Origin of the sequence: Larkinella sp. C7 (genome assembly GCF_006149005.1) — a bacterium.
GTDB lineage: Bacteria > Bacteroidota > Bacteroidia > Cytophagales > Spirosomataceae > Larkinella.
In genome coordinates, this window is record NZ_VBSL01000004.1 from 448,650 (window position 1) to 464,009 (window position 15,360).

Sequence of the window (15,360 nt, forward strand, 5' to 3'; positions counted from 1 at the left end):
GGCGGGTTAATAGCCCGCCTTTTTGCATTTTAAATATTTGATCGAAAATCCTTTTCGGGTAAAAATATCTTCGTATTTGGTCTTGATTCCGAGGTGCAGGTTGTTCATTTCGGAGGCATACAGGTCGCGGGTCGAGACCAGATCATCAAAACCGTTGCCGCTCAGACTTTCAATACTGAAATCAAAAAAATCATCATGGTCTGTTTTCAAGTGAAGCAGACCGCCGTCGATCAAAATCTCCCGGTACAGCTTCAGAAACCGGGCGTCCGTCGAGCGGTTTTTCAATTGGCTCACCCGGGGCTGCGGATCCGGAAAAGTAATCCAGATTTCGTTCACCTCATCTTTTCCGAAAAAGTCCAGAATCCGGTAAATATCCGTCCGCAAAAAAGCGACATTCGTTAATCTGGCTTCCAGTGCCACCAGACTTCCCTGCGCGATCCGGTCCCCTTTCCGGTCAATGCCGATAAAATTCAAGTTCGGGTAATGCCGGGCCAGGCCAATCGTATATTCTCCTCTTCCACAGCCGATTTCAATTACGATCGGATTGGCATTCCGAAAATACCGTTCCCGCCAATGCCCCCTGATACTGTCAAATAATTCTTTTCCCGGCTCCAGAACATTCTCACTCACGCGATTGTGTTCAAAACGGGAAAGCTTCTTTCTACTCACGCGTCCAATTGGTTTAATTCTGCAACAACATACGTGCTTCCGGTTACCAGGATACAATCCGCCGGGTTGGCACGACTTTTAGCGGCTTCCAGCGCCTGATTCACATCATGGAATACATCACCCGCATATCCCTCCGCGCGAAACGCTTCCGCCAGAACCTCAGCATCCAGCGCCCGGGGAATGTGGGGCTGACAAAAGTAGTACCTCGCTCCTTTCGGAAACAACCGGATTACCTTCGACAAATCCTTGTCTTTCACAAAACCGACCACCAAATGCAGTTGCTGATACGAAACCGTTTGCAACGACTCCAGCACACTCAGGATACCGGGTTCATTGTGAGCCGTATCAAAGATCACGGTGGGATTTTGTTCTAAAACGTGCCAGCGGCCTTTCAAACCAGTCAGCTCAACGACTTTGGCAAAACCATTCTGAACCGCCGGTTGAGAAAATTCAAACTCGTTTTTCAGTACGTCAAGGGTCGCCAAGACACCCGCGGTATTTTTCAGTTGGTAGGTCCCCAGTAAACCCACCGTCAGTCCAGCGATAAAACCCTTCGGATCCGTTACCGACAACAGACGTCCCTTTTCACGAACCCCAAAATCAGTTACTGCATAAACATCAGAAGCAAATACGATGGGACTTTGACAGGCCTTGGCCCGGTCCTCAAAAACCGCCTGCGTTTCGGGATCACGTTCGCTGATGACCACCGGAATACCCGGTTTAATGATTCCGGCTTTTTCGGAGGCAATTTTTTGAAGTGTATCGCCCAGAATATCGCTGTGATCCCAGCCAATGTTGGTAATGAGCGACACCAGCGGGGTAATGATGTTGGTAGAATCCAGGCGTCCCCCCAACCCTACCTCGATAACGGCCAAATCGACGTTCTGACGCGCGAAGTAGTCGAAAGCCATACCAACAGTCACTTCAAAGAAAGAAGGCTTTAAATCCTCGATAAACGCCTTGTGGGTTGCCACAAAGTCTGCCACCTCCGCATCGGGCATGGGAAAACCATCGATGCGAATCCGCTCGGTAAACGATTTGAGATGGGGAGACGTATATAAACCGGTTTTGTAGCCCGCTGATTGCAACACAGCAGCCAGCAGATGCGACGAACTGCCTTTGCCGTTCGTGCCGCCAACGTGAATGGTTCTGAATTTTTCCTGAGGATTTCCCAGGTATTCGCAGAGTGTAAGAATGTTGTCCAGACCCGGTTTGAGGGCCTTCGCTCCGATCCGGTGAAAAACCGGCAACTGCGCATATAAATATTCAATCGCTTCCGAATACGTCATTCGGTACTAGTTTGAGCGGATGTTGATGGTGTAAGTACCCGTAGAGATCGGCGGAGCAGCTGACGCTTTCTGCACCAGTTGCAATTTATACACCTGTTGTTTGTAAAACTCCGTTACGGTTGGACTTAGACGGGTTTCCTTAACCCGCACAAAAGTAACATCACCTTTGTCATCCACTTTGATTTCAAAAACGATTTTTCCGCTTTCACCGGAATTGTCCTGGGCGATGCGGTTACTGGCCAAACGCCAGCCGGCAATGTTCAGCGAAACGCCCGAACCGGTTCCACCCGGTGTGCCGTAGAACTGCTTGGCGTTGATATTCCCATCCGGATTGCCCTTATCTCCCACACCTGACGCATCGTCACCGTTGTTGTTCCCTCCTGTTCCGGATGCTTTTCCCACCGTTCCATTCGACCCGCCAGAAGAACCTTTCTTGTATAACGCATTCGCATCCACCTTTTTCGGCTCGGCAACCGGCTCAGCCTTGGGCGGTGCGGGCGTCGGTTTAGGGGTGGTGGCTTCTACTTTCTTGGGTTCTGCCTTTTCCGGAACCGTCACCGGGCTTTCAATCTTGCTGGCGATATCCGGTTTTTCCGTAACGACTTTACTCGGTTTGGCGTCTACAATCTTGGGAACGGGTGAAACCGGAGTTTTCTCTACCCGCGAGGTGGTCGTCACTTTCGGATTCGGTTTGTCCTCTTCCTTTTTAACGTCTTCCGTATTTTTAGAATCGTTGGCTTTATTATACGTCTGGATGTTGCCACTACCCACCAGATCGGTCCCAAAGTTCACCTCCACGTATTCAATCGGCGGGGGATCCGGAACCGACTGCCACAACCGGATGTACAGCAGCAGAAAAAACAACAGGGCACAAACGGCGAACGATCCGGCAAAAGCCGTTACCCGGTATTCATTCTCATTTTCCAGTACGACGCGACTCATGGATGCAGTGTTTAGCCAATTAACGGAACTACCGGTAGCCTCTATTGTTCAACACCGGCAAAATTAAAACGATTTCGTGAATTGTTCGGTTCACCCGAAGCAAAAAGGCAGCCGATGGCTGCCTTTTTGCTGGTTTATTGGTTTGTAGTTTAAAGTTTCTGGTTAATCGGCCTGATAAAAACGATAAACCAGAAATTATGAACATCGTCCTGTTCACTCAATTTTGCAAACCCAGGCGCTCGCACCGGATAAACGGCTCACCTTGTCGAGCGAAGCCAGCACCTCGGTTTTATCATTCGACCCAATGGCCGCTACTTTGATCAGTTCTTTCTTTTTCGAATGCGGCAGAATATACGCCGTTTCAAAACCCTCCCGACGCAGGCGACGCATCAGCCGTTTCGCATTCTGGACGCTGGCAAAACTGCCGGCGATGGCAAGGTAATAGGTTTCGGTTTTCTTCGGTTCCAGCACAACGGGTGCAATCGATTCAGCAACCAGAGCGGGCTTCACCGGTTCAGCTACCGGACTCGAAACCGGGATAACAACGGGTTCAGCTTTCTCCGTTTCAACGGGTGCCACGGGTGTTTCTGCAACGATTACCGGTGCGTCATCCTCATCGCTCACAAACAACTCGAAGGGGTTCAAACTACTCAGCACCTGCGAAGATGATCTTTTCACGGTCACAATTCCGAGCGAACAGATCAGCAAAACCGCTGCGGCCCAGGCCAGGTATTGCCGGCGACTTCTCGCTACGGGCATTTCCAGCTCTTTCGTTTCAGCCTGAACTTCTTCAGCCTCTACCAAAACCGGCGTTTCCGGGGCAAATTTAACCAGCTCAAGCGGTTTTTCTTCCTCCTCGACGACCGTTACGATACGGGCGGCAATAGGCTGAAAACCGTAGGATTCACCTTGAAAATTATGCCGGATTTCAGGATCGAACTGCAGCTTTCCCTCCTCATTTTCCGAGAACAAACCCAGCCCTTCTATCGTAAAAATCCGTTCGTGACGCACCTCCTGCTTCAGTTCGTCCACAAACTGCCGGATCGCCTGAAACACTTCATCGCGGGTTAATCCCTCATGAAGCATCATGTAGTTGATCAGCAGACCATCGTCCAGCTTCAGGGCTTCGTTGAACGCGATTTTCTTCCGGGGAGGCAGATACGTCCCGGTATTTTCCACAAACGTGGCTGGAATGTAGTGCAGAATAAAACCGCCCAGTTCGGGAACGACGAGGCAATCGTACTGAAACAACAGTTTTTTGAGATACTCCGATACAGGAACCATACGCTTTTCGGTTAAGGCGGTGTCAGAAGCTATACGACAATCCTCCGAGAAAGTTAAGGCCTTGTTGCGGATAATACAAATACCGCTGATAATTAGAACCTATAATGTTATTTAACGAAACAAATGCTGAAACCTGTTTTCCCAGGAAATAGTCAATTTTCAGGTTCAAATCCCAGATCGGTTTGAGGGTGACAATCTGGTTGGTAACGAAATTTTTGCCCTTCATCCCCTGATAATGGTACAAATCGGCCGTGATAAATAATTTTTTATTCACGATAAATGAATTCGACCACGAGCCCGAAATCGTTGGCCGGTGCCAGGCGGCTTCCATCCGGCTCAGGCTGTAGTCATAAAAGTCGGCCCGCAGCGTCGACCGGAATAGTTCCTTGTAGGTATACCCCACCTGACCTGAAACCGTCAGGACATGGGACCGGTCGCCGTCGTAAACCACAAAGAACTGTGAGGTGTCGGGCCAGGTGTTGTTGAAACCGTAAAAATTCTTGTAGCGGGCATACGATACTTTTCCTTCATAGGAAATACCGCTCCCCAGTTCACCCTTGCTTCCGCCGTAGAGATCCCAGGTTTTCTCCGTGTTTGCCAACACCGTCTGCGGAGCCAGCCAGCGGTTTTCGCCCAGAAAGGTCCGTAACGTATTCCGGTTGATATCGCCGTCGACGCCCGCAAAAAAGTGAATATTCCCAGCCGGAACCACATCGAGGTCTAAAACCGGAAAAGCCCGCGTTCGGTTGATACTCTGGCGCTTATCCGATTCGTTAACAGCGTTAACCCCGAAGGTAACCGTCAACAACGAATTAGAATATTTAAAGGTGGGCTTCACCCGGAACAAATTCCGGTTATCGACCGGCCCGTCGCTCCGTTGGGTAACGTAGGCATCGGCCGCAAAGAGGGCCACGAACTGATCCGAGATCCCCACCGACCCTTTCAGATTGGTTCCCCAGTCAAGTTCGGTCGCTTCGTAATTGTCGGCCAGATTTACGATTCCGGTTTTCAGCGAGTAGTCGATGTTCCGATCCGGGTCAACGTTTTCGATGCCAATCCGGAACTGCGTTGTAGTCAATTTCTGCCGAATGGTTTGCCGGTCGATTTCCTGCGGGCGACGATACCCGTAGAAATAAAACGCTTCCCGGTCGTAGCCCAGGTTGGCCGAAATCTTGAAGGCATCCGTCTGGTAGTTTCCGTTCAGCTTCAGGCGGTTTTCCGAGGTAGCCGAATTTTTGCCGTCCACCGGACCAATACCCGACGATAAATGCTTGAACGACCCGTCGACGGCGATGTTTTCCATCACCTGACCGCTGCCGAACGCTTCGCCGTAAAACGAACTGTAGTTCCCCGCCCCCAGTTTCACGTAATTGTTGAAGAGTTCCTGCTGCTCGGATTGGGCCGCCGGAATGGGCAGGGCCGAGGGCGAAAGTTTCGGATCTCCCACCGACAGCGACCGGTCGTTGAATTCGTAGGTCAGTTTGCGCTGCTCGGTAGACGGTTTGATGGACGGTATTTTATTGAAAAGGCGGTTGGCCGCGGGCATTTCAATTTTGCGGTTTTTCTCAATGGTAATCTCCTGATCATCCACCTCGCCTTCCCGGGCGGGTGGCGTGGTGGGGCGCGGGGTCTGTTGCGCCAATGCATCGACCGAAGTGAGCAGCAAACTGCCCGTAACGATCAAAAGCAATCTAAGATGGTCGATGGATGATTTTGGTAAGAACATGCAGGTATGCTGTTTGAATCGCTGTGATTCGGATGTCTGTTAGTTGAATGAATAAAGCCGGTCCGTTCGAATACCGATCAGTTTTTGCTGTCGATGGCGGCCAGCTTTTGCTTGGCCTCCGCAACAATTTCCTGATTTTCAGCATTTTCGATAATCGAGTTCAGCACGGCTTTGGCCTGGGCAATCTCGTTTTGCGCCACGTTGTTGTCGGCAACCAGAATGAACCCTTTGCCCTTCCAGTAGTCATACTGCGCAAAATCGGAGTTGAACCGCAACAGGGCGTCGATGGATTCCTTGTGCTTTTTGGTCCGGTACAGAATATCGGCGATCCAGTAATTGGCTTCGGCTCCCTGCTCATCTTTGGCCAGCGCAATGGTTTTGTCGAACTCGGCGGTCGCCTGTTTGAAATCCCCTTTGGCGTAGGCCACTTTACCGAGCATCAACTGCGCCCGGTTTTGCGCACCCGGCACCACGTTCCCCATCGACAACACTTCACGGGCCGAAACCAGCGTCGAATCATAGTTGCCCGTTGCGTAATAGGTATCCATCAGGCCCAAAAACGCCTGCGACTGTTCGTTCTTGCTTTTCGACTGCGCCAAAACCGTGCGGTAATTCCGAATGGCGCGCGGGTAGTTCTTCTGCTGACGTTCGACATCAGCGGCACGGGCAGCCGCGCGGGTCACAAAATCCGATTTGTTGTCGCTGATGACCAGGTAATAATACCGCAGGGCATTCGGCAAATCGCCGGACCGGAAGTACGAATCGGCCAGGTAATACCGGGCTTCATACACCAGCGGGCTTCCCGGATTATCGTCGATAAACGCCAGTAAAGTAGTCACTGCCTGGGCATATTTCTCATTGAAATATAAGCCTTTAGCATTTTCATACTCAACCTTTTGTACATCTGTACTACCCGGATTACTTTTCTTGTAACTGGACAGGGTGCTGCTGAATTCATCCGCCCGGCCAGCATCACTCAACGCATTCTGTAAACCGAGCAACGCTCCCGGCGCCGACGGGCTTCCGCCAAACTGATCCAGAATTCGTTTATAATCCTGAATCGCCGGTTCGTAAACCTGCAGGTTGGTGTTGGCCGTGGCCCGCTTCAACAGGGCTGCCGGAATCAGGTAGCTTTTCGGTTTGTCGTTGATTAACCGGCTGAACCCGCGGATGGACTGCTGGTAAGCCCCTTTCTCAAAGTCCACATTCGCCATCTGAAACAGCGCATCATCCGCATACCGCGAATTGGGGAATTGAGTCAGCACTTTTTCAAACTGCGCTTTGGCTTCCACATCCCGTTCCATGAACGCCAGAATCAAACCCTTCTGGAAGGTGGCATAATCCCGGTCAATCCGACCCTGCGCGATGGCATTGTCGTAAAACCGCATCGCTTCGTTGTAATTCTTGGTCGCAAAATAGCTGTCTGCCACCCGAACCGTCGCATCTTCCAGCGCCTGTTTGTCGGAACTCCCGGATTTGGTAATGAAATCCCGGAAATAGGTAATGGCCTGCGGATAGTTCTTTTTATTATAGGATGCGTAACCGAGGGCGTACAAACTCTTGCCCTGCAAATCACCCGAAACATTGCCGGAACGCATGGCCTGCTGATACAGGGGAATGGCTTCGTCGTATTTCCGCAAGGCCGAGTAGGTTTCTGCTTTCCAGAACAGGGCGTTGTTCCGAAGATCCGAATCGACCGGATATTTCAGGGATTTATCAAAATTGGCAATGGCCTGGTCGTAGCGTTCCGCGTTGAAATCCGTCACCGCCTGGTTGTAGGTGATGCGTTGGTACGACGCGTTGATCCGTGGAGTCCGCCGTTTCAGGCCTTCGATGTACGAAATGGCAGCCGCATTGTTGTTGGACGAGAAATACGCTTCGCTGAGCAGCTCGTTCGATTCGTTTTCAAACTTGCTATCCGGATACCGTTTCAGGAAATCCGTAAATTCTTTTACGGCATCCCCGCCTTTGTTCAGGTCGAGCTGGAGTTTGGCATGGTTGAAGGCCGATTCCTCCTGGATGGGCTTGTTGAAATTCAGCCGGGCCGACTGATCGAAAGCGTTCAGGGCAAACGTTGGATTCGCGGTTTGCAGGTAACTAATCCCCAACCGGTACGCCGAATACTGGGCAATCGTATCTTTTCCCGCCGATACGTTTTTCAAAGCCGCAATGGCCCCGGTGTAATCCCCGGTTTTGAACAACGCGTCGCCATACCGGAACTGAACCGCCGGGGGAACACTGCGCCCCTTGATGTTGCTATACTGTTTATAATACGGAATGGCTTTGGCGAAATCGCCTTTTTTATAGAGAACCTCGGCGGTAAACAGCGCTACCTCGGCCAATTGAGCCGCATTGCCCCGGTTTCGTTGCAGCAAGGGTTGGGCATATGCCAGCAAATCGTCGTACCGTCCCGCTTTGTACATCGACTGCACAATCCAGTTCGGAATTTCGTTCTGATAGGTCGGGTTCTGCTCGATCCGCTTGAAATCGGCAATCGCGGCCGTATAATTGCCCTGCCGGAAATTGATGACACCGGCATAATACGACGCCGATGCCGCCTGTGCCAGACCGGGGTCCTGTTTGATCTGATTCAGCAAGGGCAAAGCCGCCCGCAAATCCTGCTTTGAATAATAGGCCATGGCCAGCAGATACTTGCTTTCGGCCTGTCCGTTTGCGTTCTGGCTTTGCTTGATGGCTTTTTCCAGAAACGTGATCGCCCGGTCGTAATCGCCTTTGTCAAAATAGTATTTTCCCAGATCGCCGTACAAAAGACCGGCTTTCGGGTGCTCGCGGTGGGTTTTCACAAACCGATCGACCTGAACCTCCGCTTCCGGAATGTCGAGATACAGGCCCGTCAGCGCAATGTAATATTCCGCCGAAACCGCATTCTGATCACTGATGTTGGTAATGGGCTTTTTGCGGTCCAGGTATTGCAGAAATTCCTGGCGCGCAGCTGCGTAATTATTTTTTTCAAACCACTCCAGCCCGTTCCTGAACAGAACGTCGGGTTCGGTGTAACTGAGGGTTCGTTGGGCGGTTGCCGGAATCGCCAGCACCGAGCAGGTTAATAAAACCGATAAGTGCAATGCCTTTCCAAACTGGGTCGGACGCATACGTTGGAGTTAAACAGATTTTCTTTATCGTAGTTACGTTATTACTTTTGTAAGTCGTAAGAACGGGGTTTCTACCATCTGAAAACGAAAGTACACGCATTTCCGTATGAAAAAAAATCATTGGCTTTTCTTTTTACTCTGCCTGCCGGCTTTCGTCTGCGCGGCTTTTCCGGCACCGGAATCCACTTTGGTCCCCCCTTTCGCAACAACTCCCTCCATTGTCTATACCCTGTCGATGCCCAACCCACAAACCCATTATTTTGAAGTGGAAATGCGGGTGAGCGGAGCCTTTACCGATTCTAAAGTGGGTTCTAAGGACTATATCGACGTTAAAATGCCGGTTTGGACACCGGGTTCGTACCTGATTCGGGAGTATGCCAGGAATGTGGAAGGGTTTCGGGCCTCGGCGGGTGACAAACCGGTGCGTTCCGAGAAAATCCGAAAAAACACCTGGCGGGTTTATTCCACGGCCAGCCCCCTTACGATTCGCTACAAAGTCTACGCCTACGAACTTAGCGTACGGACCAGTTTTATCGACGAATCCCACGGATATTTGAACGGTGCGAGCATTTTTCTGTATATCGATCACCTGCGAAACCAGCCCCACCGGCTCCGGATTCAGCCGTACAAAGACTGGAAAAAAATCAACACCGGTTTGGCGGCTGTCGCCGGACAACCCAATACGTACGAAGCCGCCGATTATGACGCGCTGGTCGACAGCCCCATTGAAATTGGGAACCAGCATACATTTACCTTCACGGCAGCCGGTGTGCCGCACACGGTGGCGGTATACGGCGAGAAACTTTACGACGAAACCCGGCTGGCCGACGACATGAAACGGGTTTGCGAGGAAGCCTTCAAGGTCATTGGCGAACATCCGTGCAAAGACTACACTTTCATCATCCACCAGACACCCACCGGCGGAGGTGGTTTGGAACACGCCAACTCCACAACCCTCCAAATTACCCGCAACGCGTTTCTGAACGGTCAGCTTTATCAAAATCTGTTGAGTCTGGTCGCCCACGAATATTTTCACCTCTGGAACGTCAAGCGCATTCGCCCCAAAGCCCTCGGCCCGTTTGATTACGAAAATGAAAATTATACGCATCTGCTCTGGGTTTCGGAGGGCATCACAACCTTTTACCAGTCCATGATCCTGAAACGGAGCGGTTTTCTGACGTCCGAAGCCTACCTACGCTCCGTGGCCAGTGAAATCTCCGGGATTGAGAATTTACCGGGAAACGAAGTGCAATCCGTGGCGGAATCGAGTCTGGACGCTTGGATCAAACTGTATCGGCCCAATGAAAATTCGATGAACAGCACGATTTCGTATTACAGCAAAGGCAGTGTGCTCGGCGGGTTGCTGAATCTCGCGATTGTATCGAACACCAATGGCCAGAAAAACCTCGATGATGTGATGCGGCTCCTTTATGCGACGTACTACAAAAAGCTGAAACGCGGGTTTACGGATGACGAATTCCAGCAGGCTGTCGAACAGGTTGCGGGCCGCAGACTGGATGAATTCTTTCAAAAATACGTGTTCGGAACCGACAAAATCGATTACAATACGTTTTTGAAACCGGTGGGACTCAAACTGGTGGACGCCAGCGCCAGCAAACAGGATGCCTACCTGGGTGCGATGACCAAATATGCCGATGGCAAACTGACGGTTTCAGCCGTTCGGCGCGATTCGCCCGCCTGGATCAGCGGTTTGAGCGTCAACGACGAAATTCTGTCGATCGACAACCGGCGGGTTAGCAACGATCTGGAAAAAATACTGGACACCTTTCATCCCGACCAAACCATTCAGGTGCTGGTCAACCGGGGCGGTGAATTGAAAACCGTATCCACGAAGCTAACGGGAAATCCGCTGGCCTTTTTTCGAATCGAGCCGGTTTCGAATCCGACGGACGAGCAACAGGCGTTGTACAAAAAGTGGCTTTCGGTTTCCCCAACGCCCTGATCGGACCGTCGCCCGGATGGATGCAGTTAAAATTCGTGCCGCTGGAGGGTATCCATAAAATCTTCGTGCATCTGCCCGAATCGTTCGTTTACCCGTTGCATGAACGGTTCGTCCAGTAACTGGATCACTTCTTCATCGGAACTGACATCCATTTCGCTGATCTTGTAGGTCTGCTCATACAGGCCGGCTTCAATTTTGATCAGGTATTTGTTGTTCCAGAAGTAAAGCCCGATTCGGAACGCCGGATGCGAAATTTCTTTTATATACCGCATTTTGTTACCATTTAACAGTGTTAGGTTACTTATATTCTGCCAATTTCCTCAAACCATGAATCCCATTCCCAACCCTACAACCTTTCGCTATTCAATATTCGTTATTTATTATTCGTTATTCATTATTCTCTGTTCATTATTATCCGCCTGTTCGAACGCGGACAAAGACGAATCCGCGCTTTTTTTTCAGCGGGGAAATGTTTCGTTTAAAACCGCCGAATACCGGCAGGCGATCCGGTTTTACAACGAAGCAATCGAAAAAAATCCTGATTTTGCCGATGCCTACAACAATCGCGGCTTGGCAAAGTACCGGCTCGGCGATTTTCAGGCGGCTCTGGCCGACTACGACCGGGCGGTTGCCAAAGACGCCGAATTCTGGCAGGCCTATTTCAACCGCGCCGAAGTTCGGTCGGATCTGAATGATCTCAAAGGAAGTAGTGACGATTTGACCAAAATTCAGCCGGTTTATCGGGATTCGACCTATTATTACGTTCGGCTGGGGAATCTGCAGGTGAAACAAAACCGTCTTTCGGCGGCTCAGGCAGCGTATGAAAAAGCCCTGGCGCTGGACCCCAAAAATGCCGAAGCCCTGACCAACCGGGGGGTGTTGTACTTCAACCAGAAACAATACGACCTCGCCAAAACCGACTTCCAGCAGGCGACTCAGGTCGATCCGAAACAACATTTTGCGTTCAACAACCTGGGGCAGATTTTAAGCCGGGAAAAGAAATACCCCGAAGCCTTACAACTGACCGACAAGGCCCTGGCCCTGCAACCGACCCAGCCTTATTATTTAAATAACAAAGGCTATTTGCTTCTTCAAACCAATCGCCCGGACGATGCCCTGAAACTCATTCAGCAATCCATCAAACTGGATGACCAGAACGGCTGGGCGCACCGCAATCTGGGTCTGTATTACCTGGCCAAAAATCAGCCTGCTCCGGCCATCGCAGCTTTGAAAGAAGCTGAGCGGATCGATGCTTCGGTCGAAAATGTGTATGCCTATCTGGGGCAGGCGTATCAACAAGCAGGTGATGTGACACAGGCTTGTCAGACCTGGAAAATCGGAATGAATGCAGGTGATGAACTAGCCAGAGAGCAAAGCGCAAGGTTTTGCCGTTAGTTTGTTTCGATTCTGAAAATGGGGATTCTAACCGTTTTTTAACAGCCCCCGGTTTCCAACCGTGGGTCTAGTGAAAACAGGAAAATAGGTTTGGGAAACCGTTTTAACGGTATTTAAAAATTCCAGATTCTCTTTACGAACCCCCGGTTAAAACCGGGGGCTGTTAAACCGCCTTAAAGGTTTCCTGCACCAGTTGCTTATACTGCTGGAATTGTTCAGCATTGAAACGCCGGTCCGTTTCAATTTCCAGCAATTTACCGCGGTCGGCCTTTGAAAAAAAATCAGCCAGGGCGGTTTTCAAATTGCCATACGTGGACACGCTCGCATAGGTCAGACCAGCATCTTTCGCCGTATTTTCCGCCGAGAGTGGCTGGCTCGTTTCAAAATAGGCACTGAGTTCCGGTTGTTTGGACGGCCCGTCGATGATCCGAAAAATGTTACCCCCGTGGTTGTTGAGCACAATGACGCGCAAATTGGCCGGAATCAGGTTGTTCCACAGGCCATTCCGGTCGTAGAAAAAGGCGACATCGCCAATCAAGGCCGTCACGATTTGGTCCGTTGTTAAAGCTGCCCCTACCGCCGAACTCAAACAGCCGTCGATGCCGCTGGTTCCGCGATTGGCAAATACCTCCACCCGCTGGTTTTCAGGTAGTCCGCAGAAATTGACGTATCGAACCGGCATGCTGTTGGCCACGTGAAGCTGGCTGTCGACCGGCAACGCATCCAGAATCCGTTGAATAACCGCCCATTCGTGAAAAACCGTCTCGTCGTTCAGAAAATGACTCAGCAGGCGGGTTGCTTTCCGGTCCAGGATTTGCCATTGTTCCTGAAAACTGTCGTCGGAATCTTCGTCGTCATTGCTCACAAACCGCTGGTAATCAATATCCGAAAACAGTTTTTCAAAAAAAGCCGTCGGTTCATACGGGATCAGCCGCGTCAGGGACTGAAACGGATCGGCCAGGCGCTGGTGCGGCTGAATCTGCCAGTGTGCTCTGGGTTGGTGATTTCGCAGGAATAGTTTGAGCTGTTTCGAAATAAACGACTGACCGCAGGTAATCAGCAAATCCGGAACGAGGTCGTTTTTCAATTCTTCGTTTGCAGAACTCAGAAAAATATCCTGCTGCGTAACAAACTCTCCATTGCGCGGCAGATTCGCAATCACATCACCCACCACCGGAATCCGCCATTCTTCGCTGATCTTTTTCAGAATCGCCAGCAGGGCGGGATCGTGCGGCCCCTGTCCGATGGCAATCAGTTTCCGCTCGGCGGTTTCCCACTCCTGCTGCAACCGGTGCCAGGTTTCCGACGGCAAAGCCGAAACCGCCCTCAGTTGTTCGATCACTCGAACGGCGGGGTACTGAAACGTTTCGTCCCCAACCGGATAGAGCGGTTCGCGCAACGGAAGGTTGATGTGCACCGGACCGCGTGGTTCTACCTGCGCCAGATCGACGGCTTCATTCGTCACCCGTTCGGCAAACCAGCGGGCATCGGGGTGAGCAAAATCGGCGGGCAACTCAAAAGATTGTTTGACGTGTTTCCCAAAAATGTCGGTCTGGTAAATCGTTTGCCCGTCCTGCTGGTGCGTCCATTCTTTGGGCCGGTCGGCGGTCAGGATCAACAGCGGGATTTCCTGAAAGTAGGCTTCGGCCACGGCGGGGGCCAGGTTATACACCGCACTGCCGGACGTACAGACCAGAATCACCGGCTGGCGAAGTTGCTGCGCCATACCCAGGGCAATAAAACCGGCGGAACGTTCGTCGGCCACGGCGCGGGTGGTCATTTCCGGATGACGCGCCAGGGCCAGGGTGATGGGTGCGCTGCGCGAACCGGGCGAAATGATGGCCTGCCGGATGCCCTTGCGGACACACAATTCAACGAGATTCAGTATGTGCTGATGAATAGCCACAACAATCGGGGGTTGATAAAAACGAGATCGCAAAAAAAAGCCGAGTCCGCAAAGTATCTCTGCATTCCCGGCTTTTTCCTTACAATCTCGGCGTATTCTTACAATTCGTCTACCCTAAATACGTTTTCAACGCTTTCGAGCGCGACGTATGCCGCAGACGGCGGATGGCTTTTTCCTTGATCTGCCGAACGCGCTCCCGGGTCAGGTTAAATTTCTCCCCGATTTCTTCGAGCGTCATGGCGTGTTCACCATTCAGACCGAAGTAGAGCGTGATGACATCGGCTTCCCGTTGGGTCAGCGTCGAGAGGGCGCGTTGTACTTCTTTCCGCAACGAATCATTGATCAGGCCCGAATCCGGTTTGTCTTCGCCATCGTTTTCGAGCACGTCGAGCAAACTGTTTTCTTCGCCCTGCACAAACGGCGCATCCATGGACACGTGCCGACCGGAAATTTTCAGCGTATCGACCACTTCAGCTGCCGAAATCTCCAGCACGGCGGCCAGTTCTTCGGGTGACGGTTCGCGTTCGAATTTCTGCTCCAGGTCGGAGAACGTCTTGGAAATCTTATTCAGGGAACCCACCCGGTTCAGCGGCAACCGAACAATCCGCGACTGTTCGGCCAGTGCCTGCAGAATCGACTGGCGAATCCACCAAACGGCGTACGAGATAAATTTGAACCCCCGGGTTTCGTCAAAACGCTGGGCGGCTTTGATCAGACCGAGGTTTCCCTCGTTGATCAGGTCACCCAATGACAAACCCTGGTTTTGATACTGTTTTGCTACGGATACAACGAACCGGAGGTTGGCTTTGGTCAGCCGTTCCAGCGACAACTGGTCGCCTTCCCGGATTTTCTGGGCCAACTGAACCTCTTCGTCGGGCGTTAATAAATCCACTTTACCAATCTCCTGCAAATACTTATCAAGCGATTGGCTCTCGCGGTTGGTAATCTGTTTTGAAATCTTTAGCTGTCTCATGTACGGAATACTGCCTTCCGGCAGTCCGGTTTTAATACTACTTCATCGGCTGACCGCCTACGCAAGTCCAATTGGTAACGAAATCATAAACTGATTCTGT

At 51.3% G+C, this 15,360-nt stretch carries 11 protein-coding genes; 2 read left to right on the top strand and 9 right to left on the bottom strand.

The window, feature by feature from the left end; genetic code table 11:
• Window positions 1-6 precede the first annotated feature (6 nt).
• The 6 genes from trmB to FH871_RS12855 form a co-directional block, all read right to left on the bottom strand.
• Window positions 7-669 carry a tRNA (guanosine(46)-N7)-methyltransferase TrmB gene (gene trmB, locus FH871_RS12830; protein ID WP_138991823.1) on the bottom strand — a complete coding sequence of 221 codons (663 nt, stop codon included), beginning with the start codon at window positions 667-669 and terminating at the stop codon, window positions 7-9.
• Window positions 666-1,958: a folylpolyglutamate synthase/dihydrofolate synthase family protein gene (locus FH871_RS12835; protein WP_138991824.1), complete on the bottom strand. Its 1,293-nt coding sequence runs from the start codon at window positions 1,956-1,958 to the stop codon at window positions 666-668. The genes trmB and FH871_RS12835 overlap by 4 nt, the downstream gene beginning before the upstream one ends.
• Before the next feature lie 6 nt (window positions 1,959-1,964).
• Entirely contained in the window at window positions 1,965-2,900 is a 936-nt protein-coding gene (locus FH871_RS12840) for a hypothetical protein (protein WP_138991825.1), read from the bottom strand.
• Window positions 2,901-3,113: 213 nt separating this feature from the next.
• Complete coding sequence (locus tag FH871_RS12845) at window positions 3,114-4,184, bottom strand: SPOR domain-containing protein (RefSeq protein ID WP_138991826.1); 1,071 nt, start codon at window positions 4,182-4,184, stop codon at window positions 3,114-3,116.
• 22 nt (window positions 4,185-4,206) lie between these two features.
• Window positions 4,207-5,910 carry a TonB-dependent receptor gene (locus FH871_RS12850; RefSeq protein WP_229317265.1) on the bottom strand — a complete coding sequence of 568 codons (1,704 nt, stop codon included), beginning with the start codon at window positions 5,908-5,910 and terminating at the stop codon, window positions 4,207-4,209.
• Between the two features lie 77 nt (window positions 5,911-5,987).
• A complete protein-coding gene (locus FH871_RS12855) occupies window positions 5,988-9,023 on the bottom strand; it encodes a tetratricopeptide repeat protein (RefSeq protein ID WP_138991827.1) in 3,036 nt (1,011 codons plus the stop codon).
• Between the two features lie 106 nt (window positions 9,024-9,129).
• Between FH871_RS12855 and FH871_RS12860 the strand changes: the two genes are divergently transcribed.
• Complete coding sequence (locus FH871_RS12860; protein ID WP_138991828.1) at window positions 9,130-10,986, top strand: M61 family metallopeptidase; 1,857 nt, start codon at window positions 9,130-9,132, stop codon at window positions 10,984-10,986.
• Between the two features lie 26 nt (window positions 10,987-11,012).
• Here FH871_RS12860 and FH871_RS12865 read toward each other — a convergent pair whose 3' ends face one another.
• Window positions 11,013-11,258: a hypothetical protein gene (locus tag FH871_RS12865; protein ID WP_138991829.1), complete on the bottom strand. Its 246-nt coding sequence runs from the start codon at window positions 11,256-11,258 to the stop codon at window positions 11,013-11,015.
• A 55-nt stretch (window positions 11,259-11,313) separates the two neighbouring features.
• Here FH871_RS12865 and FH871_RS12870 point away from each other — a divergent pair, with 55 nt between their 5' ends.
• A complete protein-coding gene (locus tag FH871_RS12870; protein WP_138991830.1) occupies window positions 11,314-12,381 on the top strand; it encodes a tetratricopeptide repeat protein in 1,068 nt (355 codons plus the stop codon).
• Window positions 12,382-12,544: 163 nt separating this feature from the next.
• On the opposite strand, the gene menD is transcribed toward FH871_RS12870, so the two are convergent.
• Together menD and FH871_RS12880 are read right to left on the bottom strand one after the other, a co-directional pair.
• Window positions 12,545-14,287, bottom strand: coding sequence for a 2-succinyl-5-enolpyruvyl-6-hydroxy-3-cyclohexene-1-carboxylic-acid synthase (gene menD, locus FH871_RS12875; RefSeq protein WP_138991831.1), 1,743 nt, complete (start codon window positions 14,285-14,287; stop codon window positions 12,545-12,547).
• Window positions 14,288-14,396: 109 nt separating this feature from the next.
• On the bottom strand, window positions 14,397-15,260 hold the full coding sequence (locus FH871_RS12880; protein ID WP_038118528.1) for an RNA polymerase sigma factor RpoD/SigA: 864 nt from the start codon (window positions 15,258-15,260) through the stop codon (window positions 14,397-14,399).
• Window positions 15,261-15,360: the final 100 nt, after the last annotated feature.

Coding starts and splice junctions, on each gene's coding strand:
- FH871_RS12855 (WP_138991827.1), bottom strand. CDS start 9,023: ATGCGTCCGACCCAGTTTGGAAAGGCATTGCACTTATCGGTTTTATTA.
- FH871_RS12865 (WP_138991829.1), bottom strand. CDS start 11,258: ATGCGGTATATAAAAGAAATTTCGCATCCGGCGTTCCGAATCGGGCTT.
- FH871_RS12850 (WP_229317265.1), bottom strand. CDS start 5,910: ATGTTCTTACCAAAATCATCCATCGACCATCTTAGATTGCTTTTGATC.
- FH871_RS12860 (WP_138991828.1), top strand. CDS start 9,130: ATGAAAAAAAATCATTGGCTTTTCTTTTTACTCTGCCTGCCGGCTTTC.
- FH871_RS12880 (WP_038118528.1), bottom strand. CDS start 15,260: ATGAGACAGCTAAAGATTTCAAAACAGATTACCAACCGCGAGAGCCAA.
- FH871_RS12835 (WP_138991824.1), bottom strand. CDS start 1,958: ATGACGTATTCGGAAGCGATTGAATATTTATATGCGCAGTTGCCGGTT.
- FH871_RS12870 (WP_138991830.1), top strand. CDS start 11,314: ATGAATCCCATTCCCAACCCTACAACCTTTCGCTATTCAATATTCGTT.
- FH871_RS12845 (WP_138991826.1), bottom strand. CDS start 4,184: ATGGTTCCTGTATCGGAGTATCTCAAAAAACTGTTGTTTCAGTACGAT.
- FH871_RS12840 (WP_138991825.1), bottom strand. CDS start 2,900: ATGAGTCGCGTCGTACTGGAAAATGAGAATGAATACCGGGTAACGGCT.